The organism is Paenibacillus sp. Z3-2 (assembly GCF_054161325.1).
The window spans coordinates 4,763,008-4,787,412 of the sequence record NZ_CP096397.1 but is presented as its reverse complement, the minus strand read 5'-3'; the positions used below and the strand labels follow the sequence as shown (position 1 = coordinate 4,787,412).

The window sequence follows — 24,405 nt, the reverse complement described above, 5'->3', positions numbered from 1 at the left end:
AAGGGCGCCTATATCTGCATGAAACCTTTAAGAGGTACATCTTTTGACTCTTATGCCGCAGCAACTTGTTTACCGCGATTGCGAATCCACTTGATGACATCCATCAGAATGACGGCAGCAAGAGCGAGTCCGCCTGCAATCAGGAACTCATTCCAGCCAAACGTATCCGGGATGGCGAAGACGCCGCGAACACCTGGAATCAGTGTGATTGCATAGAGACAGAGACATACCAGGATGGAGCCAAGCACGAATTTGTTGGTCGTGAAGCCCACCTGTAAGATGGTCTGTGTGTTGGAACGTGCTGCAAAAGTCTGAAGACTGCGTGCCAGAATCAGTGTTGTAAAGGCCATAGCCACACTGATTTCCTCCGAGATACCAAGTCCGATATATTGGGATACGATAACAGCCGCCCCAATCAGGACACCACGCGTAATTACAGCCTGCAGGGTTCCACCTGCGAAGATGCCTTCGTTAATATCACGTGGTTTGCGCCGCATGACATCCGGCTCGGCCTTCTCGGTACCTAGTGCAATGGCAGGCAGGGAGTCATTCACCAGATTAATGAACAGCAGTTGAAGGGCCGTAAATGGATTAACCCAGCCGACGATCAAGGCAAACAAAATGGCGATAATGGCGCCGAGGTTACCGGCAAACAGGTATGCGATGGCTTTTTTGATATTATCAAATACCATCCGTCCAACACTGACCGCATTCACGATGGAGACAAAGTTATCATCGGTCAGAATCATGGCAGCCGCATCTTTGGCAACATCTGTTCCGCTACCCATCGCTACACCGATGTCGGCTTGTTTCAGCGCTGGTGCGTCATTAACTCCATCTCCGGTCATGGCTGCAACTTTGCCTTTACGCTGCCATGCACGAACAATCCGAATTTTGTTCTCAGGCGATACTCTGGCGTAGACCGAGATGTGTTCGAGTTGTTGATCCAGCTCCTCATCAGACATTTTGTCCAGTTCGGCTCCGGTAATGGCGAGATCGTCTGGTTCGGCAAGGCCAATATCCACACCGATGGCCTGAGCCGTCGTTTTGTGGTCACCGGTAATCATGATGGTGCGAATGCCCGCTTTTTTGGACTCTTCAATAGAGCCGTATACCGCTTCGCGCGGTGGGTCAATCATCGCTGTCAGGCCAACAAGCGTCAGATCATGCTCGTCATCAACGGTAACCTTGTTTTTATCATCGAATTTTTTGTACGCATAAGCCAGCACACGGAAGGCTCGTTTGGAGAAGGCTTCGTTCTTTTCTTCAAATTGTTTACGAATCTCAGGTGTCAGGGGCTGAACTTCACCATTAATAAACACATGACTACAGCGGCTGAACAACACATCCGGCCCACCTTTGGTCAGTAAAGCTGTCTGTCCCTCAAACGTATGAACCGTACTCATGAGTTTTCGATCCGAGTCAAAAGGAAGCTCGGCTTCACGCGGGAATTGGTCACGGATTTCATTGTAATCCTTGTTCACCCGGTTGCTGAAGGCGATGAGGGCCACTTCGGTTGGATCACCCAGTTCCTTGCCTTCCTGGTTAATATTCGAATCATTGCAGAGCACTGCAATATGTAACAAACGTCGTTCCTCATCAGACCATTGATCGGGATCATCGGGGAATTCGTCCTTGGTGCCATGGGGAATGTAATAATCCACGACCGTCATCTTGTTCTGCGTTAGTGTTCCTGTTTTATCAGTACAGATGATGCTGGCAGAACCGAGCGCTTCCACGGCAGGCAGTCTGCGAATAATCGCATGCTGTTTGGCCATCTTATTCGTTCCGATTGACAATACAATGGTCACAATGGAGGAGAGTGCTTCAGGAATGGCAGCAACCGCAACGGCTACCGCAAACATCAGTGCATTTACAATGGACGGTCCGATATTTTCCGTACCTTCGGTCAACCATACCCGACCGGCTTCAATGGCAAAGATGAGAATCGACAAGCCAAGAATGAAAAAGCCCAGTTTTTTGCTGAATGATTCTAATTTACGCTGTAATGGCGTGTTCTTGGCTTCGGCATTTTCAATTAGTTCGGCAATTTTGCCGATTTCGGTTTTGAGTGCCGTACCTGTAATGACGAGCATGCCGCGTCCATATACGACCAGTGAACCACTGAAGGCCATATTGCGGCGATCTCCAATTGGAGCTTCATCCGGGATGACATCGGCGTGTTTTTCCGCAGCTTCGGATTCTCCGGTCAGCATGCCTTCGTTAATTTTCAGACTGCCTGATTCCAAGATACGTCCGTCGGCAGGGACATAATCTCCTGCGTCCAACATAACAATATCACCAGGCACGAGTTCCCTCGCTGGTATGGTCTTTTTCTGGCCATCACGAATGACCTTGGCTTCAGGTGCAGACATTTGTTTTAACGCGTCAAGCGAACTCTCTGCTTTTTTGGTCTGTACTACACTGATCACGGCATTAAGCAAAATAACCAAGAATATGATCAACGATTCAATGAGGTGTCCAAGTACAACCTGTACGGCGGCTGCAATCAGTAGCACGATGACCATAGGGTCTTTGAAATTTTCGAGAAACAGTTTCCAGACTGGCGTTGCATCTTTACCTTTTAACTCATTATATCCTTCCGTTTCAAGTCTCTTGGCAGCTTCGGAGGTGGTTAGTCCCTTAGAGGAACTCTGCACATCCTGAAGGGTTTCCTCTGCACTGTGTCTATAGTGTTCCAATTGACCAGCTCCTTGAATATTAGATTTCTCTGTGTATTACCCTTACGACCAAAATCTAGAATCGTTTCATTTCCATAATTTTTTTTAACCACGAATGTATCCCTCGATAGTACTTCGATCAGAAGTTTTTCTTATGTACACAGTATTTTTCATAATGAGCCGAGATATGCTTCATTCCCAATGTTATTATTTCCAGTGATTCAGAGACATACAGAGAACCAAATACAAGTGTTGGATCAGAAACTGTGTGCACCATCACACATGGACATATCGGGGTCTGTTACGCTGTTTCATAACGAACAGTGTTTAATCTAGTTTGGAGGGGAATCATATGTTTTGTTATCAGTGCGAACAGACGCCGAGTGGCGGGTGTACCGTGGTTGGGGTATGCGGCAAAAATGAAACGATCGCAAGTTTGCAGGATACGATGATCTTTGCGTTAAAAGGGATTGCTGCTTATGCAACACATGCACGCCAGTTGGGATATCATGATCCTGAGGTGGATCGAATTACACATGAAGCATTATATATGACATTAACGAATTCGAATTTTAATGTTCAAGAGCATTTGGAGATGGCGATGAAAGTCGGCAATGCAGCAATCCGCATTATGGACGTGCTGGATCGTGCGCACACAGACCGCTTTGGTGTACCGCAGCCGATTACGGTTAGTCAGAATCAGATCGAAGGACAGTGCATCGTGGTAACGGGACATAATCTATATGCACTGGAGGAGTTGCTGCGTCAAACCGAAGGCAAAGGAATCAACATCTATACCCACTCGGAAATGTTACCTGCTCACGGTTACCCGGCGCTGAAGAAATATGCCCATCTCAAGGGCAATATCGGCAAAGCCTGGTATGATCAGCGCAGACTGTTCGAGCAATTCCCAGGTGCCATTCTTGCAACGACCAACTGTGTCATGCCGATCAAAGGCACGTATGCAGACCGCTTTTTCTCATACGAGGTGGCCGGTCTGGAAGGTGTTGCCAAGATTATGGATGACGACTTCTCACCTCTGATTGAACGCGCTTTGTCGCTGCCTGCGGCTGATGTACAGTCCGAGCAAGTCTTAACGACAGGATACCATCATGAGACGGTAATCGGACTTGCGCCCGAAATTATTCAAGCGGTAAAAGACGGTCATATCCGAAGATTCTTCGTGATTGCGGGCTGTGATGCACCAGGCAAAGGCGGCAACTACTATCGTGAACTTGCTACATCGCTGCCGAATGATACCGTTATTCTGACGACATCTTGTGGCAAGTTCCGCTTCAATGATGTGGATTATGGTACGGTTGGAGACACGGGTATACCGCGTTATATCGACCTGGGACAATGCAATAATTCCGGTTCCACCGTGAAGATTGCAATGGCATTGGCCGATGCTTTTGGCTGTACCGTGAACGAATTGCCTGTCAGCATTGTGCTGTCCTGGTTTGAGCAAAAAGCAGTAGCCATCCTGCTTGGCCTGTTCAGCCTGGGTATCCAGGATATTCGGATCGGACCAAAACCACCTGAGTTCATATCGGAAGGTGTCTTGGATGTACTCGTGGATATGTTCGGTCTGAAGTTAATTACAACGGCAGAAGAAGATATGAACGCGATGTTGGCATTGTCATAAGTGGATAAATGGAACATATAGAACATGTGTTAGAGCCTGCGCTTGTGCAGGCTTTTTTGCTACGTAAACGATGTCATAGGTCCATATACCTTTAAATGAATATGCAATGTAAGGGAAATTAGTTTTATTATCCCATTGAAGTTCTTTCGTGGAAATGTGTATATAGATAGAGGCACATTAGAATGTAGCACATCACAAAACACGGATTTACCGTCACATGAGGAGATTGTACATAATGCATGACACACAGAATGAAGATTGGTTGAAACTCGCAGGTGGCGAGGAGAACATCAAGCTTGTAGAGCACAATAAGGGTATAACGATCCTGATACTGAAGGACAGTACCCAATTGAACATGTCGGTTTTGACCTCCACAGGATATGAGGCAGATATTCGGGTAACGGGTGTGCAGTGCCATCTGGCAATAAGAGATGAATCTGCAGAGATCTACAATACGTTACTGAATATGGGCGTAGCGGAAGCGGAAGGAACAGCATTGCAGGAAGCAGGACACGTGAAGAAGAACAGATTCTCGATCTTACATTTTGTATCTGATGTGTTCAGGCCCTTGATGCCTGCAATTCTCGGAGCCGCCGTTATTAAGATTTTACTCGCTATTATTACATTAGTGGATACCTACAGTTCAGCGGATTCTTCTGCACTGATGGACAGCCAGACCTTTACGATATTCAGGATCATTGGGGACAGTGTTGTTTATCTACTGCCTGTATTGGTAGCAATCAGCACAGCTTATCGGTTGAAGAGCAATATCTATGTTGCTGCATCTATTGGTGGATTGATGTTCCATCCGGAGATGACCATGTTGATGTCAGGTGAAAAAGAGGTTCATTTCCTGGGCTTGCCACTTGTGTCTCAGCCTGCTTTTTATTCGACTGCCATCTGGGTTATTCTAACAATCTGTGCCGCGTCTTATCTGGAAAGAGCCGTTCAACGAATAAGTCCAAAATTATCCAAAGGGATTGTTGCTCCGTTCCTGACGTTATTGATCCTGGTTCCACTGGTATTCATGATATTTGGTCCTATCGGTATCTGGATCGATGGATATCTGCCGGAGGCATTGAATTCACTGTTGGCTAATATTCCAGTGTTGACGGTGATGTTACTTGGAGCGGTCTTCTCACTGATGTTAATTATGGGATTACACTACTGGTTGATTGCCATCCTAATTAATGAAATGGTTATGAATGGTGGTTCCATGGTGATTACTGCCATGTTAGTGGCGATTGTTGGACAAGCGGGGGCCGCGCTTGCAAACGGAATTCGCTCGAAAGAGCCAGCGTCCAGAAGCCTTGCTTTCTGGGAAACGGGAACAGCCCTCCTTGGAGTTGTAGAGCCTGCATTGTATGCGGTCAACATGAGAAAGAGATCCTCTTTCTACGCGGCATTGCTGGGTGGAGCTGCGGGTGGACTATATTTCGGATTGTTATCTGTCAAGGCATTCGCTATGGTGGGGAATCCGAGCTTGGTCAGCCTCCCGCTTTTCATCGAAGAGGGGAGCCTGAATCTGTTACACACTTGCATTGGTGTGGTTATTGCTTTTGGTGTTTCAGGTGGACTGACATATTGGATGGCGGGAAAAGGACAGAAACGGGGATAGGGATCACTGAAAGCTAGCATCGAATAGTTGTAAAATGTTACAAAATGAGCTAAGCGAACATCGTAAGCCTGTACCTGGAAAGACAAGCGAGAACGTTCGATCCAACGATTGTATTTGGTCAGGAAATTGCTGAGCTTGAACGAAGCGAGGACGGTGTATTTGAACTCATTTCCATGTGCTGGGAGAGGTATGACGCAGGTGCAAAAGCTGGATGTTGAAGGTGCCAACCGTTGTGAGCTTACGAATCTGCATTATACGATAACCGATCTGTCCCGATTTGCCGGGAAGCGTGTTCTGATCTCGGATGGCGGCGATTCCGCAGTCGACTGGGCGAATGAAATGGGCAAGATAGCAAGTGAAGTCATGGTAGCACACAGACGCCATGAATTTACCGGACACGAGTCGCCTGTTGCTCAAATGAAAAGCTCTCTTCAATACGTAAAACTGCATATGAATAAAAGATAACATGTCATAGCAAGAAGCCCGATCTGTGTCGAGATTTTTCTCAAACACGCATCGGGCTTCTTTGTGAGAAAATCGTGTGTTTCTCGTAATGAAAGAGATATTAAGGTGCTTATCAATCCAAAATTAAATTATTTCTATGAGAACCTAGATAAGATATTTTGTCATAAAAACCACGTTACTGTTGATTAGTTAAAACCTTTGACGAATGAAAGATTTCCCTCAACTATTAAATTATAATTGTAGAAATGATGATATCTGGGGACTTGCATTTGATTCAGCCTCAATCCACCGAGATAACAATAGAAGAAGCCATCTATAAACACGCCAAAAACGTAAAAAGAACAGCAAAGATTTTTCTACTCCAGAATGTTATACGACAAGTGGCTATTGGATGATCTTACACAACAAGGCTATTTAGGACTTATAGAGGCGTATTCGAAATTTGATTTTAAAAAAGGACATGAGTTTTTTTGGCGTTATGCTTATAAATTCGTAAAGGGAAGAATGATAGAGTTTACAATACAACACTATAATATTGTACGACCTAGCCAAAAAATAAATTGTATAATCCTTAAAATAATGAGTCGAAACCATTATACTCATTTGACTCAATTAATTCAAAGCAAGAAAACCAAGATGAAAGACAGCTTATAGATGTGATTGCGGTCGAAGAAAATCAGGATCAAATATTTCAAATCGAAGTTGTAGGAAGCTTTTCTACAATAGAACAGAAAGTTGCTGACAAGCTAATAGAAGGCTACAGCAGAGAGAATATAATAGAATATTTTACGATCTCCGCAGCTCAATTAAGAATAAATATTGATGAAATATTAAGAAAATGCGATTTCGACTACCAAAAAATTATCAATAGAAATGAGGCGTTACTATTGCAAATTTCAGCACTCAATCTAAATGGTCAACCACAGCAGAATAGTGATGATAATTTTAAATGGGTGCCAATTGAATATATTTTTGCTAATCCCAGTAACCCCAGAAGAGATCTAGCCGTCGACACAAATCAATTACAACCTGGGAATCACAGTTTTTTTTATCTGAGAATTTAGACGGATGAAATATAATATGTTCTAAGAAATGGTATAATATTGTCGAATAACATCAAAATCTGTTAGCTGATAAAAAAATGTTGGAGGTAGCAGATGAAAAAAATAAACAAATTTATATCTTCTCCTCTTGAATTTGAGGTCTTGGAGCATGACCAGGTGATTGCCAAAGTGAAGTTGGATTATAGCAATCAAACGGTTGATGTGTGGCAAGATAAAAGTGTATCGCCTGTTTTTCTCCCTTTTCCAAGCAAGTCTAAGGTGACCGTAGGGGATGTACTGGATTATTTTGAATCAAGATGTTTCCCTCGCACCAGACATCATGCCGATAAAATTTTGCAATTGTTAGGTCTGAATGATTATGTAGCTTCGGAGATCGTAAAACAAACACATGGCGTGTTATATGATGATTATGTCTGGATTCGATTTTCTAATGAGGAGTTGACCTGTGCTGATGTCCATCCCCGTTTTGCAGGTGAGCAAGGATTCTCGTAAGACTTTTGTCAGTAGCAGCAAGGGTGACCAATTAAAATGGAAAATTGAGAATAAGTGGGGAAAAGCTAATAAATTTGGTTATGAAGGACTGGCGGAGTGGGTAGCGTTCGAGCTAATTAGTCGATCCAATATTCCATCAGGACTTATAGTTCCTTATACGCAGTGTGTTCTGATTGAGGAAAACGTTGAATATCCGGGTTGTTATTCTGAAGATTTTCTGCAGCCGGGAGAGAGTATCATTACTTTGCATCGCATTTTGGAGAGTTATGGTGTCAAATTTGATGATTTACAGCAAGGACAGAGCACACGAGATTCCGTGCTTTTAGTTGTTGATTTTCTCAAGGATGTATTGAAATTAGATACGCTAGAGTACTTCTCAATCATGTTACCACTGGACGCGATTCTGCTAAATGAAGACCGACATTTGAATAATATCGCTTTTATACATGGTCCTGATGGATATAGACTCTGTCCACTTTTTGATCACGGTCTAAGCCTTTTGTCAGATACAACAGACTATCCGCTAAGCATGCCAACAAGTATTGCGTTGCGCAAGATTAAGGCGAAGCCATTTAGCAGTGATTTTTCAAAACAAGCACGTGCGCTGGAAACAAATCTTCGACTTGATCGATCTTCAGTTATTCAATTCATTGAACAGCATGATCAAGTTCTTGGGAGAGTTACTCAAATTTTAAGATCCCAGATTCGAAAGTATGAACACTTATTTGTGTGATTAGATAAAATATGTCGACGTATCCTTATTGAAAATAGCGACATATTCATACCAAATAAAACAGCGCCACCTGAATCGTTCTGGTGGGCGCTGTTTGTGTAACCTTTTTTTGAGATGGATAAAGAGTCTTGAATCCCCAGACTGCCGATCTTGGCGAATGGATAGATGATTTTTTAAGGAACCCAGGACATCTTATTTGGCCTTCAGCTCCTCTTTTTAAATTGTAAGGAACATCAGACACGTTATCTAACAAAATCCCCTTATAAAAACACTGAAAACGGCTTTTTAATTGGATATAGAGTGTCTCAGGTTCCTTAGATTTCTGCACGCGCTTCAAATCGTTGAATAAGAAGCCTCCGATTCGTTAGCGCTCGCTCCATGCTATGATCCAACCGGGAGCCGAGAGGACGACCCCGAATCCCGCGATAATGGTCCAGTACATGGACTTAACGAATCTTCAGGCAAACCATGGCAGAAGTCCATCGAGACAGATCGTGTTATTTAGCCTTGACTGGAATAGATATTTCCTCTCCGACCCGTTGTCTGCGGTGCTGCAAGCCGAGGAAATGGCAGATCGAATTATGGCATATTAATTGTCGCTCACGCAATGAGCAGTAAGACTTATCGACCAGATATCATATATGCATATCCCGAATTGAGCCAACCATATATGTGAATATATGGTGAATTCCGTGCTGTATAAGTCCATGTTGGTTCGTTCTCCATTATACTTAAGTAAAACAGACGAGGAGATGGACTCCAGATGAAGAAACAAATGTGGATTATTGCTAGTGTTGTAGTTGTAATTGTAATTGGAACCTATCTGTTTGCGCACAATACGGGCAAGGAAGATGCGGGTACAGCCAGTGCGCCCAACATCAGAAAATTGGTAGAAGATATCAGCACAGGTAAGGAGACGCCGGAATCTGCTTCGATCAATGCCAAACAGTTAATTGTCACCGATCAGGATAAAAAGACCACTGCATATGATTTGCCTGGAAATGAATTCTTTCTTTCCATTGCACCCTACGTGGATCAGACCCATCCCTGTGCAATTCATAGCTTGACCGGCTGTCAGGGGGAAATGGTAGATGAGGAATTCAATGTTACTATTCACGACTCTGAAGGCAACACTTTAATGAAGGATTCCATGATGAAATCGGGTGCAAACGGATTTATGGATCTATGGGTTCCCAGAAACAGAACATATCTCATTCGTGTAGTTCATGACGGGAAAGTTGCAGAGACCCAACTGTCTACATATGACAATGATGATACGTGCATTACTACAATGCAGCTGAGTTAATCAAGTGTGATCTATCTAAGGGAAGGGGATTGCTGAAGAGCAGTTCCTTTTTCCTATTATTCGGAGAATCAAAATCACAGGTGACTTTGCATTGACAAAAATCCATTCCTACGGCATAATCCAATAGTGATAATGATAATTGTTATCATATAAATACATATAAACAGGGGAGAATAAAGATATGAAAAAAGGGTTAAATGGACTGTTGATCATGCTGGCCTTTGTGCTGGTCTTGGCAGGGTGTGGTAAAGCCAGTACTACAACAGATACAAGTCAAGGCAGCGATTCGGGTAGTGCTCCTGCTGAAGAGACCGCAGGTCCTGTTACAGTGAAGCATAAACGTGGAGAGCTTCAATTGGACAAGCCGGCAGAGCGTGTCGTTACACTTGAATGGACATATACAGAAGATGTTGTTGCCCTGGGAGTTCAACCAGTAGGCAACGCAGATAATGCTAACTATAAACTCTATGTAACCTCCGAAGCAGCACTGGATGACAGTGTTACGGATATCGGAACACGCAGTGAGCCGAATCTGGAAGCTATTGCTGCATTGAAGCCAGATCTGATCATTGCCAATGCAGATAATAATACAGCGGTCTACGATCAGCTGAATGCAATTGCACCAACGATTGAATATGATCCGTATGATGGTGACGGTTATGATTATGACAAGATGACAGAGATTTTTAATAACATTGCAACAGCTCTAGGCAAAGAAGACAAAGCAAAACAAGTTCTGAGTGACCTCGATCAGCATTATGTGGAAGCCAAGGAAAAACTGGCTGCTGCGGGGAAAGAAAACTTCAACTTTGCACTGACACAAGCGTTCACATATCAAAATGCAGCCAGCCTGCGTATGTTTACGGATAACTCTGTAGTTATTGGTACGCTCGACAAGATTGGCTTGGTTAATGATTGGCAGCCGGACAAGATGGAGAGTTATGGCTTCTCTACAGTAGGCATTGAGTCATTATCGACTGTACAGGACAGTAACTTCATTTATATTACACAGCCAGACGATGACGTTTTTGGCACAGCCATGAAAGATAACTCCGTTTGGAATGGACTCAACTTTGTGAAGGATAAACGCATATATCAACTCGATAGCACAACATGGACATTTGGCGGGCCGATCTCCTCCAAAGTATTGGTTGATGGTGTAGTCGAGGCGATTACCAAATGAGTTCGGTTCAAGGATCTAAGCCGGCTATGAATTGGCGGACAATAAGCATATATGGGGGCGGTCTAACCGCTCTCATCGTGCTTTTTTTTGTAAGTCTAATTTATGGAGAGGCATCCATTCCTTTGCATGTCGTTTGGGACGCTCTTACGGGCAGACAGGATACACTAGAGCACAATATGGTCTGGGATTTGCGCATGCCACGTACAGTGATTGGTATTTTTGCAGGCGGCGCACTGGCTGTTGCGGGCGCATTGCTGCAGACCATTACTCGTAATCCACTGGCTGCTTCAGATACACTGGGCATTAATGCAGGAGCATACTTTGTGGTGGTGCTGGGAGCTATCGCTTTTCCAGGTCTGATAAGTCAGTCGCCTTTTCTCTTCGCAGCTCTGGGTGGTTTGCTGGCAGCATTTGCAGCTTATTTCATGGGCGGCGGACGAACATCAAGCCCGGTTCGACTTGCGTTGTCCGGTATGATTGTATCGATGGTGCTTGGTTCATTTACAAGCGCATTACATATTTTTTTCTCGATGGAGACACAAGGGTTATTCCTGTGGGGCTCCGGAACACTCGTTCAGAATGACTGGAGTGGTGTGTCCTATGCTTGGCCTTGGGTAGTTGGCATTACTATTCTCGCGTTAATCCTGTCCAAACAGTGGGATATGCTTGAACTGGATGAATCAACGGCTTCTTCCTTGGGACAAAAGGTTGGATTGGCTCGTGCCGGTGGATTAATTCTCGCGGTATTGCTGGCTGCTGTGATTGTCAGTGTAATCGGGCCCATTGGCTTCGTCGGACTGGTTGCACCTCATCTGGTTCGATTGAGTGGTGTACGTTCCAATCGATTACTTTTACCTGGTGTGTTCATATGGGGCGCAGCGCTCCTGGTTGGAGCAGACGTCCTCGCCAAGATGGTACATAACTCCAGCATGGAGCTGCCAACGGGTGCCGTTATGGCGATCATTGGTGCACCGTGGCTCATCTGGCTTGTTCTTACACGCATGAAGGCTGCGAGCGGATCAGGCATGTCTACTTCAATGAGCACAGGAGGAGCCGCGCGTCGCTTTGCATTTGGCCCGATGGCTGTATTATTTTCAGTCATAACCGTCGTGCTTATCTTGCTCAGTACGATGTTTGGCGGTATGCGAATTCCGCTGGCCGATTGGTTGCCGAGTCTGTTCCAATCGGATGGACTGTTCTCCGCTCTGATTCAGCTTCGAATTCCGCGTACACTTGTTGCCGCAGGTGCAGGAGCTGCACTGGCAATCAGTGGAGTGCTCATTCAGATGGCGGTACGTAACCCTCTGGCAGATGCTTCAATTGTCGGTGTGTCCTCAGGTGCAGGGCTTGGAGCGATGATGGTCATCATCTTATGGCCGGGTCTTCCGATATACTTGCTGCCCATTGCGGCAATCATCGGTGCAGCCATTGCTGCAGTGGTTGTGTTCTCCCTCTCTTGGAAGAAAGGACTGAACCCTTCGGCGGTTGTGTTGCTAGGGATCGCGATGTCTGCCATTGCTGGAGCAGGTATTCAGATTCTGATTGTACGTGGTGCCGTCTACGGTAGCAGCGGGTATATCTGGCTGACAGGAAGCACCTATGCTCGTACCTGGGAACAGGTGAAGGTTATCGGATTATTTTTAGTTATTCTGTTACCTGTGGCCTGGTGGCTGGCGCGTAGATTCGAACTGTTGGTATTCGACGACAATAGTGCATCTGGACTTGGACTGGGTGTACGCCGTACACGATTACTGGCCATGACAGTTGGTGTATTACTTGCAGCAGGTGCTGTTGCTTGTGTAGGAACCGTCGGTTTTATCGGTCTGATTGCACCACATATGGTTCGGTTACTGACGGGGAATAAGTTAAGACGTTCGATGTTTTTATCCGCATTAGCCGGTGCAGTCATGTTGGTATTGGCAGATACGATCGGCAGAACCGTCATGGCGCCAACAGAGATTCCATCAGGCATACTCATTGCAATTATCGGAACGCCGTACTTCCTGTATCTGATGTATCGTTCCAACTGGCGCAAGTCGATGAAGTAAGTGGCAATTAAAGACACAGTGCGGGATTTGGAGTGAAAAAAAGCACGCTCATACATCATGCATGAGCGTGCTTTTTGGCGTATATTTTTTATTAACTGTGCCATGTTGCCTTCTTCCTCTGTATCTATATTGAACGAACCGCTCTTAGATAATTTATAAAGACTTGGCTACTATGGGCTGTCGATAAACTTCATATATTGCAGTAGGCGATTCAATACTGCCGCACTCTGAGCCCGGGTTGCCATTTCCTTAGGAGAAACCCTGTTGGGTAGCATACCTTCCATCAAGCCTGCTTCCAGTAAAATGGATACAGAGTCGGAAGCCCACACCGAAAGAGTGGCTCGATCGGCCAACACATTCAGTGCATCCGTGTTCAGCTGAGGCTTCAATCCTGCAAAATCCAATGCACGGACGAGAATTACGGCCATTTGTTCCCGGGTAATTGGTGTCTCCGGTCTAAACAAGCCATCACCGTAACCGTTAATTAAGCCTGCAGCCTGTGCAGTGCCTACGGCTCCAGTATACCATTGCGCTGATGGGATATCGGCAAATACTGATGTTTGCTGGTGCTCAGGCAATCCAAGGGAACGTACAAGCAATGCCGCGAATTCGGCACGTGTAACCGGATTCTCTGGCGCAAAGGTATCATCGTTGACACCCTTGACAATGAATTTGTTTGCAAGCATTTCGACGTCGTATCGTCCCCAGTGATCCTTCATGTCCGTAAACGCATGATTCGCAGATACAACTGCAAACATGCTGTTATGGGGTGTGGAGATGGTGGCTTGCGCCTGCTTGTCATCCTTTGTGAACAGTGAAGGAACAAAATGCATCTGATCCTCTGCATCGATCCACACAGCTGTTGATTTTTCGGATTCAGCCTGCGAAGGGAGTGGAAGGATTCGTTTGCTATATCCCTGATTTAAACGTTCTATCTGTTTTCCATCGATATAAAGGTTGAAATCCATGGGGGTGCCGATGAGCTCAAAGCCTTGCTTCCTCACCGCAGAAACCAGGGTGCTGACGTTATTGGGAGAGGTTTTACCGATGCCAATAGTAACAACCTTGTTGTCAGTCAATGAGGGTAACATGTTCAGGGGCAACTCATAGCTCGCGCCATTGACCTCGAAGGTCACACTGATTTCCGGTTGCTTTTGCATCATTGTCCGTAGTAACTCACCCGGCAGATCCAGGTATACGACAGGGGATTCCGTACTGAAGCGTATCAGTATTCCCGCTTCTAAACCACCGAAGGCTTGCACGAGAGAAGCCGTATCAGGCTTGAGTCGGATTGCAGTCTGAGCGTCAGGGGCTATCTCTGTTGAAGCGGTTGACCTGATGTTCATACTGTTAATTTCGAGCTTGACTGTAGCTGGATCTTCGGCTGGCGGCAAAGCATTCGGGAACTCTGAGGACGATTCTGATCCTGAAGCTGTTGAAGGTGCGGGAGCTGTACCAGCCTGGGGGAATACAGTGATGGTTGCCGTTGCTGTATGGAAGCCATCTTCAGATGTAACCGTAATTATGGTTGTACCTGCAGTTACAGGCTGGATTTCCCCATGTAGATCAACGGTAGCGACAGCCTCATTACTGGAACTCCAGTGAATGTTCTTGTTCGTAGCGTCTTCCGGATCAATGAGTGCTGTCAGTTTAGCCGAGGGTCCACCAGAGGTCAGGTCCAGTTTAGCCGGCTCCAGATGAAGACCGTTAACCGGGACAAACTGGCGAATATGCCTTTGCTCCAGCACGAAGCGCTGCCACGCCTGAATGCGATAGTTCCCCGTGTTTTCATCTTCTGTCACTTCAAACAGGTCCACAACCTGCCCTGGATTTGCACCAGGAATATCGGCACCGGAAATATAGCTTACCGCACCCTCAGGCAGCGCATCTCCAACCGATGGAAGAGTGCTGTCTGTGCGATCCAACATGTAGGCAAAGGAATGACCCGTTTGCGTCGGCGCTGCTGTAATGCTTGTCGCTCCCACCTCTAGTCCGGGCTGAACCGATGCATTCGCAATGCCTGGAGCCTTCGTGGCAACGACAAGTTGCAGAGCGCGTTCAGTTGTGGCCGAGCCGCCATCCGACAGCGAGAGGTTTACGGTATACGTGCCGGATTGTGTCGGTGTACCTCCCAGCTCACCAGAAGGGCTCAAGCTTAATCCTTGGGGAAGTCCGGAGGCGGTCCAGGTAAGTCCTGCGCGCGCTCCATCATAGCCCGCCAGGTTCATGGAATAGGATTCATTCTGAACCGCCTGAGGCATCTCGGTTGATAATATGGCAGGGCGCAAATAAGGATAACCGTTGTTGATCGCAGGATGAATGTTCCAGGTATCTGTAAAATCCCATCCGGTATAAGTAGCATGCTGTTTCATTTCAGCTGTTGTTTTCCCATAGATCTCTACTGTGCTCTGATAAGGATCACTTGCTCCCACAGTCATACCTGTTGTCATCATGTCGTAGTATGTACCCGTTATGTTTGTTTTGGTCACATATCCACCGATCGCACCCCATTGGGAGTAGCTTCTCGGATTCAGCGTGGAGATCGCGCCAGTTGAATATGTATTGTTGAGGATATTGTATTCATCTGAGACGCTTAACTGATAGCCTACAATTCCTCCAGCATATATATGGGAGGTAGGATGCTCCTTGACAGGCTCGTTATCTAGATTACCGGTAAAGTAAGATTCGCTTATGCGGCCCGTAATCTGGGAACCTGCAAGTCCACCTCCATGCAAATTGTCAGATTCGCCTACCGTAACGAAAGCAGCGGAGGAAGAGTGAGACAGACGTGCATTGTTCAGTAATCCTACGATGCCCCCTGTAGGGGTGACACTTTTGGAGATGTGCCCGCTTCGTACAGTTCCTTCCGTATAGACATGATCAATGCTTCCCCCGGATTGAAAGCCGACAAGTGCGCCTGTATTGGAGCCTCCTCTAACTTCGGCCTTCAGGTTAATATATTGAATTCGACCATTGGCCTCACCCAAAAAGCCGTTCGATAATCGGGTGTCGTTGTTTATAGACAAGCCTGTAATCCAATGCCCCTGTCCGTCAAACGTTCCACTGAACGGAGCGTTGTCATTACCTCCAAACGGAATCCAGTCTATTCCCGTCAAGTCGATATCCTCAGTCAGGCGAATGCTCTCTGTCAGATAAAGCTCCTGATTTTGGTTCATGTATACAAGCTGCTCTTTGGTAGATACCTGGACCCAGCCGTTCTCAACCGGAGGAATGGCATTTGGTCCGTCAGGTTCTCCTTCTGCATGTACATAGCTGTACACGCCCAGTTGTCCGGCGATCAGAATGATGGCAAGCAGGATTTTCATCATGGATGAGCGTTTCTTCATTTACACTTCACTTCCCCTTTGGTTTGCAGTAATGGATTATTGAATGGATAAGCATGTGAGGAACCGGAACAGTCTACGCCAATCAAGAAATAGTATAGTATATTATTAAGAAATGCAGTGTCTCGTTTTTGTCTCAAATTATGAATAGAAAGTAGTGTGCAGCATGAATCTTAGATCAGTGGACCGAAATTCCCCTACGCCGTGTATTGTCGGTTTGACCCAGGAATTGGAGGTGTTATCCAATTGGCTTGCTTCGCCTGATGTCACTTCACAAATCTTTTCCATTTCGGGAATTGGAGGCATTGGCAAGACGACGCTGCTCACGGAGATGGCAGCAGAGGCCAAGAGATGTTCAACGGTTACATTGTGGATGGATGGACAGTTCTGCCTGCAGACGCCGCGCGCTTTTCTGTCTCATCTGGAGATGAGTCTTGAAACGGAGTATGGTCGAACACGTGCCGCAGATACCCCACTTCTTACACATGTTGTTGAAGAACTGACCTGTCAACGGACTGTAGTGATTATTGATAACTGTGAAACAATAGATCGGATCGATAGCTGGCTGTTATCCAGCCTGCTTCCCCTGCTAGTAGCAAGCGAATTCTTGCTTATTGTGGCTTCGCGGACAGGTCTGCCCGTTCAGTGGCATACGAATCTTGTATGGGCCAATCAGATTCACTCTTTTGCCCTGGAGCTTTTCACTCGCAAAGAGGTTCACGAATATGTGCAGTCAAGTGGCTTGCCACCCTTCGTACAGCAGAATATTGTACACAAAACAGATGGTCATCCGCTGTTGCTGGCGTTAACGGTGGATATGCTGCGACGTCAGGGAAGGGAGCGAGAGGACTACGCACATCAGATTCCTGGCATATTGAGTGCAGAAATATTCAAGGAAGCAACCTCTACCTATATGTATGAGGCTTTGCAGATGCTGTCGCTGTTCCCGGCAGCGGATCAGACGATGCTGAACCAGTTGTTGACTCATCCTCTGAGTGCATTGGATTACACGGCACTGAGTACATTATCCTGTGTCCGTTCTGGAATCGGCGGGCTTTCTCTGCATCAGTTGGTATCCCGGATGTTGAGGGAGGAATATAAGAGTCGCGACCCCGGCCATTATCAATTGATGCGTTCCCGAGTACTGGAATTGCTAACGAATCAGTATCCTTCACTGAACAAGCTGTTGCAAATGCAGATTGCTGCTCACACTTTGGAGTTGTACCGTGAACAATTGCCCTCGACCCATGCTTATACGGATTTTTCAATGATACGTCAGCGGGAAGTGGAACAGCAGATGTTCTTTGAGCCTGAAGATCTTCCCTACTTACAGCGTTTTCTTGCCGAATCCCTGGCACGTTCAGATTGGCAATCGGAGCTTATCGAGAACGGACAGTATTCTTCATTATTAGATGATATCGCTAATTATGCGTCGGAGGGGATACGTGTCATACGGAATGCGGACAGGGTTCCTTTGGCGTTCTGTGCTGGACTTTGGTTACATGACCAAACGTTGTCCATATTGGAACGATATTCTCCTAATAATATGCAAATGCTGGGCGATCCGGTCAACTCGGCACGCGGGCTCTCTCCTGAAGCGGCTGATACGATATGTGTCCTGTTAGCTGCGGTAGACGTGGAACAGTCTTCGTATCGCCCTGAGGAACTGGGTGGCATGCTGTTTCAATCCTGGCTAATTGATGCAATGAGCGGTTTGCGTGCAATCATTCCCACTGCGGACAGACAACTAAACATGTTACTCCCTCATTTGGGATTTGAGGAGTGGGCAATGCCGTCTCAGCCATATGCCAGGGAGGAGATGCATGTATGGGAATTGGATTTCAGGCAGGCGAACTTTGAGGTCTGGGTTCAGCGTATTCTAAGGCAGAACATTCAGACTGCAGGCTTCATCCCGCAGGAAGCACCCCGTGTCTTGTCCCGGGATGAGGTCAGACTAATGCTTCAACATTTATATGAGGATACGGTACTTGAGGAGATGGTTCCTTTACAGGCAATGGGGTGCAAGGGAGTGATGGCACGTGAGTTGGTCGTGAGCATCCTTCAGGCTGATCCACCGACCTATCCGCTTACTGATCTGGAGCAGCGTATACTTCGGGAAAGCTATCTGCATAGAAACTATCGCAAGTCTGAATTGGCCGAAGCTTTACATATGAGCCGCGCCACATTTTACCGCCATTCGCGGCAGGGCTTCATCCATTTGGGCCATGCGTTCACGCAGAGATGGATGGCTTTGAAATGAAAGACCAGCAGTTGAACGATAACGATCATAACAAACCAAAAACGCGAGTCTGCTGCGGATTCAATCCGTTCCAGCTCGCGTTATTGGCTATTTCTACATGTTTCTGAGAATGCCGCTGTCCTCAACAGAAGCCACTGCTCGGAGAAGGTTCTCATTATCCTGCACCAGTGCCAGTCTGATATATCCTTCACCTGAAGGGCCAAAGGCACTTCCGGGGGTCACGATGACGCCTGCCTGGCTGACCAAGTCCATGGCGAAGTGTTCAGAACCCTCATAATGAGCGGGAATCCGCGTCCAGATAAACATGGTTGCTTCGGGCTTCGTTATTTCCCATCCGAGTCTGCTGAAGCCTTCGCACAGTATGTCCCGTCTTTCCTCATAGATTGCTCTGACCTGTTCAACCTCGGATTGATCCCCGGTAATGGCAGCAATTGCTGCTTTTTGGATCGGTAGGAACATCCCGTAATCCATATTGGATTTTAGCTTTTTAAGCATGGCGACGATGGTTGCATTGCCCACACAGAAGCCGATTCGCGCTCCGGCCAGGCCATAGGTTTTGGATAAGGAATTGAATTCCACACCGACGTCCATGGCGCCAGGGAATGCGAGGAAGCTTCCACATGATTTCCCGCCAAAAACGAGCTCACTGTACGCATTATCATGAAGCACGATAATATCGTACTTCTTGGCAAAGGCAATCAGGTCGAGATAGAACGGATCCGGTGCCATCGCTGTTGTCGGATTATTGGGATAGGAGACCAGCATGAATTTCGCTCGATGAGCGATATCCTCCGGAATATCCTGAAGCTGAATAACATATCCGTTTTCTTCTTTTTGCGGCATGTAAAACAGCTCTGCTCCGGCTAATAAAGGCCCGTCCGCGAAGACAGGATAACAGGGATCAGGTACCAGAACGAGATCTCCTTCGTCGACGATGGAGAGGGAGATATGAGCCAGTCCCTCCTGTGAACCGAGCAAGGAACAGATCTGCGTTCTCGGGTCCAGCTCGACCTGATAGCGCTGCTTGTACCACTCACTTGTAGCTTGCAGCAGCTCACTCTGGTCATTCACCGCGTATATATAATTCGATGGGTCAGCAGCAGCTTCACATAGCGCAGTAATGATATGCTGTGCAGGTGGAATATTCGGTGTACCTACACTGAGATCGATAACAGGTTGTCCATTCTCCAGGCGCTGGCGTTTGATCTCCAGGAGCCGGGTGAAGATCCCTTCACTGAAGTGATCCATACGTTTAGCAAAGTTCATGATGAATATAGCCTCCAATCCTTTTCGTACACATATCTATTCATAATAAATGGATAACGTGCAAATGAGAAGAGGAAAGAGGCTGTCCATTGTACTTGTACTATTCAACCTTGAACTGGCTCAGTTCGTCTTGCAGTTTATTGGATAACTGATTCAATTGCTTCGAAAGATCTGCTACCTGTTCGATGCTATCCAATTGCTCCTGTGTGCTTGCGCTAACTTCTTCCGTTGAAGCAGAATTCTCTTCTGTTGTGGAAGAGATGATCTCCAGTGCCTGGAAGATCTCATCTTTATGTTTGTGTACATGGGTTGTATTACCCGTGATTTGCATCATGCGGAATTTCAAATCTTCCAGATCCTTGTTAATACTGAAGAAGACTTGTTTGGTGTCCTCTACGGATTTGGCATTTTCCTCAGCAATTTTCATACCGCGTACGGTATGTTCCACCGAGATGTTGGTTTTCTCTTCAATGACACGTACCTTCTTGTTGATTTCTTCTGTCGCTTGTGCAGTTTGTTCCGCAAGCTTACGCACTTCTTCTGCAACGACAGCAAATCCTCTACCTTGCTCGCCAGCGCGTGCAGCTTCAATCGATGCATTGAGTGCCAGCAGGTTGGTTTGTGAAGCAATTTGTTTTACAGTGTCCACAAAACTGGATATTTCATTACGGCTCAGATCAATCTCCTGAATGATGGAGGACATGGCCTGTGTGGAATTATGGTTCTCATCAGCCCATTTGGAGAGCTGTTCAACGACTAAGAGTCCTTGGCCGCTCTGGTCCACAGAAGTCTGCACCATCGTCTCGATGGCTTGAGCATCACTCGCAATTTCATCGATTTGATTCGATAATGAACCTGTTTTGCGTAAAATATTTTCCGTCTCAATAGACTGATAGTTCGTCGCATTAGCTATCTCATTGATGGCAGTAGACGTATCGTTCATAGTCACTGCTGTTCTGGAAGATATGGATTGCAGGTCGTTAGACGACTGATTCAGGACATGAGCTGAACTGCCAACCATCTGCAGCATACCTTGAATCTTCTGCACCATTGAATTCAAACCCTGAGCAATCTGACCGATCTCATTATTGGAATTCGTATCCAGCTGAACCGTCAGATCCCCTTGTTCAATCAGCTTGATCTTGGCAAGCAGCTGTGGGATTGCTCTTAACAGATAACGAAGTGTAATGTAACTGATGATTACGAGCAGAATAGTAGCAACGGCAAATCCACCAAGCGTAATCCATGTGAAGGTCTTTAATTCCGCGAGCACTTCTTCCTCGGATATAGTCAGACCTACAGACCACCCTGTATCTATACTGGTTGCGTAGCCGATGTAACGACGCTCCCCATTGTCATTAATCAGCTGCACACCGGATTCTCCAGCGATCATCTTCTTGCCGATGTCCCCAATATCGCCTGTGCTATCCGTAATGTTTTCTTTCAAAACTTTCTCCTGATCGGGATGGTAGAGAATATCTCCAGTCTTGGAAAGTAGAATGGAATAACCCGTGCTTCCCAGTGAATAGCTCTCCATAATCGCCGGGATATCCTTGAATGCAATATCAGCTGCGGCAAATCCGATCATTGTATCGCTCTCATCTTTAATTGGATAAAAAATACCCATAAGTACATTGTTCGAAGCGATATCGATATATGGATCAGAGTAGTACAGAGCATCTGTCGCTAGGACGGGCTCATAGTACGGGCGTGCTTGAATATCAAAATCGGGGGCGGAAGCCGCACCATCGTTTTGTAGCCAAAACCCCTTGCCATCCAGACCGCCGATCCAGGCATCTGCAAATGAAGGTTCTTCCTTTACAATGGCTGCGAGCGTGTCTTGGGTTTCAGCTGCATAGGTAGAAGTTGTCGCCACCTCAGCCGATTCGGTCGTTTCTATATATTGTTGAAATAGTTTATTCGTTGACATCTGTTTAACAAGCGATCCTTTTTCTTTGAATAATGCATCAAACTCACTTACAATTGCTTGAGTCTTGGTCTGAAGCATGGATTCTTGCTGTGTGATCAGAATATTTCGAGTGCTTGAGAACATGAACGTCCCCAGAACTGCAAAGACAACAACAATAATAACGAATAGCACAATGGACAATGTATTTGCGATGCTTGATGCACGCGTTCCCTTTAATCCCCGCTTCTTCAAAACGTTTGTCATGTTCCATCTCCCCAGATGTGTATTACGCTAAATGCGCCTAATTATATGTCGGTATAAAAACTGGATTTGTGTAGATTTCCGCGATAAACTGAAAAAAATCTAACGTGGACTTGTGGTAAATGAGACGGTGATATATCTAACAGGATGGGTCACTATTTCACAGATACTATCAGTATCACGTTGTGAAATATAGATCTATTGAGAACGAGTCAGTCAGGTCAAGTAAATGAGAGTGCACTACGTCTGAACGATTTTGTGAAAAGGTTTAACATATATATGCATTGACGCTTAAACTGGTTTGGCCCGCCCTCGGTTAAGAGAGGCGGGATTTTTTGTACAGTTAGGTTTTGGGAAGTCCTAACTGGCGTTTATACCTGATAATGTTGGCATGTTGATTTTTTTATACAGGCGCCCGCAATGAAGTGGAAAATCTGATGATGACATTTGTAAGTATGTAGTAGGGCTTCGTAACTGGGAACGAGGGACAATCTATTTGAAGTTGGGGAGACTTAATATGTATTGCGAAGATAGACAAGGAATTAAAGAAGGTAAATATCCATATTCAATAAAAGATATTCTAATGTGTTCTTCCCCTAGTGAAAAACCAACTGCCGGCCATGAAAACGAAAAAAAGCACAAGATTGAATCCGACGCCCTCGAGCAGTGAGTCGTTGAATAGCAATGCTTCAAAAAAAGAAATAACATGAGTGCGTAATGCAGGAATCGCTGTTCCGGTCGGGATCGCCACTATAAACAGCACCCACAGCAGCCAACCGACAAGGTGGTGATACCCGGAGACCAGCATGCTTAGGAGCGACATCGTCATCAAATAAAAAATGGTTTGGTAAACAAAAGAACCAGCCACTCCAAATTCATTCCAATGAAACGCTTCAATAAGATTAACGGTGTTTTTGTGGAGCACGTTCACTTCAATCATAGGCCATAAAGAATTGAATAAAGCGATGGTCGCTGCCCACACGGCATAAACAAATTGAAGCCCCCAAAAATATTGTTTTCGGCTTGCGCCTAAATGTACGATGCGTTTGTAATAACTAAGCGGAAGTGCGATTGCGATAATGAGCAAAATAAGCAGTAGCAAGTTTCCATCCGAGAGTCCTTTGTTATTGCTGCTGTCTGTTAAGCGACCAACAATGAATTCCACCAACCTGCCAAGGATGATGAAAATAATGATCATCCAGATGTATATCCTCAATTGCAAATAGGTCGCCTTTAAATGAACGGTCAATGCACCCAATCTAACGACCTCCTTCAATCAAATATGAGAAAAACTTTTGAAGCTTCAAATTTTCAATAGTAATGTCTAGTTTGCGGGCCTGCATCCTGTCCTCATCGTTCAACTTTTCGTAAATGGCGGCAAGCATCCCATGGCCGTAGGATTCCTTATGTAATACTCGCATTCCTTTTGTAAATGAAGCCACGGCATCCGTATTCCCACGAATCAAGTAGGATGCCATGTGTATCCGATTCATATCGTCATGAAGCAGGAGGGAGCCTTCATCAATGATGTAAACTCGCTCTGCGATTGGGGCAATTTCGTCAATCAAATGCGTAGAAAGTAAAATCGTACGGGGATGATTGGCGTAATCCTCCAACAGCTCCTTGTAAAACCTTTCCCGCATCAATACATCAAGTCCAAGCACCGGTTCGTCGAATAATGTCAACCCCGATCGGCTGGATAGACCGATGATGTTTCCTACGAGCGATTCCGTGCCTCTTGAGAGCTGTTTAATTTTTTTGTTGGGATCTAGACGAAACGTTTGAAGTAGCTTATGAGCAAAGGTCCAATCCCAATTGGGATGGAAATTTGCAGCGAATTGCAAGATATCAATCAATCGCGCTCCTCCAAATAGCTTGTTATTCTCGCGTACGAAACAAGTATCCTCCGGGAGCACTCCTTTGCCCAACTTTTGTCCTCTTACCTCAATGGTGCCGTCGGTCGCGAAGAGTCCGCCTGCTATTATGTTAAGCAAGGTTGTTTTGCCAGCGCCGTTTCGCCCGAGCAACCCGTAAATAACGTTTTCTTCCAGATGTATATCCAGATCACGTAATGCATAGGTCCGACCATATTTTTTGTTTAATTTGTCGCAACTCAGCACGATGCTCACA

General features: G+C 45.8%; 17 protein-coding genes and 1 pseudogene. 12 read left to right on the top strand and 6 right to left on the bottom strand.

The genetic code is table 11. The features are described from left to right. Window positions 1-50: 50 nt before the first annotated feature. Window positions 51-2,702, bottom strand: a complete 2,652-nt coding sequence (locus tag M1D71_RS21395) for a cation-translocating P-type ATPase (protein WP_458123566.1) — start codon at window positions 2,700-2,702, stop codon at window positions 51-53. A gap of 331 nt (window positions 2,703-3,033) precedes the next feature. Here M1D71_RS21395 and hcp point away from each other — a divergent pair, with 331 nt between their 5' ends. From hcp to M1D71_RS21340, 11 genes and pseudogenes are all read left to right on the top strand, one after another. After that, on the top strand, window positions 3,034-4,326 hold the full coding sequence (gene hcp / locus M1D71_RS21390) for a hydroxylamine reductase (protein ID WP_458123565.1): 1,293 nt from the start codon (window positions 3,034-3,036) through the stop codon (window positions 4,324-4,326). Window positions 4,327-4,561: 235 nt separating this feature from the next. After that, complete coding sequence (locus M1D71_RS21385; protein WP_458123564.1) at window positions 4,562-5,944, top strand: PTS transporter subunit EIIC; 1,383 nt, start codon at window positions 4,562-4,564, stop codon at window positions 5,942-5,944. Between the two features lie 74 nt (window positions 5,945-6,018). Next, window positions 6,019-6,373, top strand: a pseudogene (locus tag M1D71_RS21380) (thioredoxin reductase); the annotation flags it as partial. Between the two features lie 402 nt (window positions 6,374-6,775). Continuing rightward, window positions 6,776-7,063, top strand: a complete 288-nt coding sequence (locus tag M1D71_RS21375; protein ID WP_458123563.1) for a sigma factor — start codon at window positions 6,776-6,778, stop codon at window positions 7,061-7,063. 2 nt (window positions 7,064-7,065) lie between these two features. Next, on the top strand, window positions 7,066-7,473 hold the full coding sequence (locus M1D71_RS21370; RefSeq protein ID WP_458123562.1) for a hypothetical protein: 408 nt from the start codon (window positions 7,066-7,068) through the stop codon (window positions 7,471-7,473). Between the two features lie 93 nt (window positions 7,474-7,566). Continuing rightward, the gene (locus M1D71_RS21365; protein ID WP_458123561.1) at window positions 7,567-7,965 is read left to right on the top strand and encodes a hypothetical protein; all 399 of its coding nucleotides are present in this window, start codon (window positions 7,567-7,569) and stop codon (window positions 7,963-7,965) included. Next, window positions 7,919-8,698, top strand: a complete 780-nt coding sequence (locus M1D71_RS21360) for a hypothetical protein (RefSeq protein ID WP_458123560.1) — start codon at window positions 7,919-7,921, stop codon at window positions 8,696-8,698. The genes M1D71_RS21365 and M1D71_RS21360 overlap by 47 nt, the downstream gene beginning before the upstream one ends. A 440-nt stretch (window positions 8,699-9,138) precedes the next feature. Next, the gene (locus M1D71_RS21355; RefSeq protein ID WP_458123559.1) at window positions 9,139-9,291 is read left to right on the top strand and encodes a hypothetical protein; all 153 of its coding nucleotides are present in this window, start codon (window positions 9,139-9,141) and stop codon (window positions 9,289-9,291) included. A gap of 170 nt (window positions 9,292-9,461) precedes the next feature. Next, window positions 9,462-10,004, top strand: coding sequence for a CueP family metal-binding protein (locus M1D71_RS21350; protein WP_458123558.1), 543 nt, complete (start codon window positions 9,462-9,464; stop codon window positions 10,002-10,004). A 181-nt stretch (window positions 10,005-10,185) separates the two neighbouring features. Further along, window positions 10,186-11,187, top strand: coding sequence for an ABC transporter substrate-binding protein (locus tag M1D71_RS21345; protein ID WP_458123557.1), 1,002 nt, complete (start codon window positions 10,186-10,188; stop codon window positions 11,185-11,187). Beyond that, window positions 11,184-13,235 carry an iron ABC transporter permease gene (locus M1D71_RS21340; RefSeq protein ID WP_458123556.1) on the top strand — a complete coding sequence of 684 codons (2,052 nt, stop codon included), beginning with the start codon at window positions 11,184-11,186 and terminating at the stop codon, window positions 13,233-13,235. The genes M1D71_RS21345 and M1D71_RS21340 overlap by 4 nt, the downstream gene beginning before the upstream one ends. Before the next feature lie 170 nt (window positions 13,236-13,405). Here the strand turns inward: M1D71_RS21340 and M1D71_RS21335 are convergent, their stop codons facing one another. Beyond that, window positions 13,406-16,582, bottom strand: a complete 3,177-nt coding sequence (locus tag M1D71_RS21335; protein ID WP_458123555.1) for an S-layer homology domain-containing protein — start codon at window positions 16,580-16,582, stop codon at window positions 13,406-13,408. 163 nt (window positions 16,583-16,745) lie between these two features. Between M1D71_RS21335 and M1D71_RS21330 the strand changes: the two genes are divergently transcribed. Then, window positions 16,746-18,839: a bacterio-opsin activator gene (locus tag M1D71_RS21330; RefSeq protein ID WP_458123554.1), complete on the top strand. Its 2,094-nt coding sequence runs from the start codon at window positions 16,746-16,748 to the stop codon at window positions 18,837-18,839. A 93-nt stretch (window positions 18,840-18,932) separates the two neighbouring features. Here the strand turns inward: M1D71_RS21330 and M1D71_RS21325 are convergent, their stop codons facing one another. The 4 genes from M1D71_RS21325 to M1D71_RS21310 form a co-directional block, all read right to left on the bottom strand. Beyond that, a complete protein-coding gene (locus M1D71_RS21325; RefSeq protein ID WP_458123553.1) occupies window positions 18,933-20,105 on the bottom strand; it encodes an aminotransferase class I/II-fold pyridoxal phosphate-dependent enzyme in 1,173 nt (390 codons plus the stop codon). 100 nt (window positions 20,106-20,205) lie between these two features. After that, the gene (locus tag M1D71_RS21320) at window positions 20,206-22,278 is read right to left on the bottom strand and encodes a methyl-accepting chemotaxis protein (RefSeq protein ID WP_458123552.1); all 2,073 of its coding nucleotides are present in this window, start codon (window positions 22,276-22,278) and stop codon (window positions 20,206-20,208) included. 577 nt (window positions 22,279-22,855) lie between these two features. Then, on the bottom strand, window positions 22,856-23,533 hold the full coding sequence (locus M1D71_RS21315; RefSeq protein ID WP_458123551.1) for a hypothetical protein: 678 nt from the start codon (window positions 23,531-23,533) through the stop codon (window positions 22,856-22,858). A gap of 1 nt (window position 23,534) precedes the next feature. Beyond that, a complete protein-coding gene (locus M1D71_RS21310; protein ID WP_458123550.1) occupies window positions 23,535-24,404 on the bottom strand; it encodes an ATP-binding cassette domain-containing protein in 870 nt (289 codons plus the stop codon). Window position 24,405 lies beyond the last annotated feature (1 nt).

Excerpts from the sequence above, each read along its gene's own strand:
- M1D71_RS21335 (WP_458123555.1), bottom strand. The coding sequence starts at position 16,582 with ATGAAGAAACGCTCATCCATGATGAAAATCCTGCTTGCCATCATTCTG.
- M1D71_RS21385 (WP_458123564.1), top strand. The coding sequence starts at position 4,562 with ATGCATGACACACAGAATGAAGATTGGTTGAAACTCGCAGGTGGCGAG.
- M1D71_RS21330 (WP_458123554.1), top strand. The coding sequence starts at position 16,746 with ATGAATCTTAGATCAGTGGACCGAAATTCCCCTACGCCGTGTATTGTC.
- M1D71_RS21375 (WP_458123563.1), top strand. The coding sequence starts at position 6,776 with ATGTTATACGACAAGTGGCTATTGGATGATCTTACACAACAAGGCTAT.
- M1D71_RS21320 (WP_458123552.1), bottom strand. The coding sequence starts at position 22,278 with ATGACAAACGTTTTGAAGAAGCGGGGATTAAAGGGAACGCGTGCATCA.
- M1D71_RS21325 (WP_458123553.1), bottom strand. The coding sequence starts at position 20,105 with ATGAACTTTGCTAAACGTATGGATCACTTCAGTGAAGGGATCTTCACC.
- hcp (WP_458123565.1), top strand. The coding sequence starts at position 3,034 with ATGTTTTGTTATCAGTGCGAACAGACGCCGAGTGGCGGGTGTACCGTG.
- M1D71_RS21365 (WP_458123561.1), top strand. The coding sequence starts at position 7,567 with ATGAAAAAAATAAACAAATTTATATCTTCTCCTCTTGAATTTGAGGTC.
- M1D71_RS21340 (WP_458123556.1), top strand. The coding sequence starts at position 11,184 with ATGAGTTCGGTTCAAGGATCTAAGCCGGCTATGAATTGGCGGACAATA.
- M1D71_RS21345 (WP_458123557.1), top strand. The coding sequence starts at position 10,186 with ATGAAAAAAGGGTTAAATGGACTGTTGATCATGCTGGCCTTTGTGCTG.
- M1D71_RS21355 (WP_458123559.1), top strand. The coding sequence starts at position 9,139 with ATGGACTTAACGAATCTTCAGGCAAACCATGGCAGAAGTCCATCGAGA.
- M1D71_RS21350 (WP_458123558.1), top strand. The coding sequence starts at position 9,462 with ATGAAGAAACAAATGTGGATTATTGCTAGTGTTGTAGTTGTAATTGTA.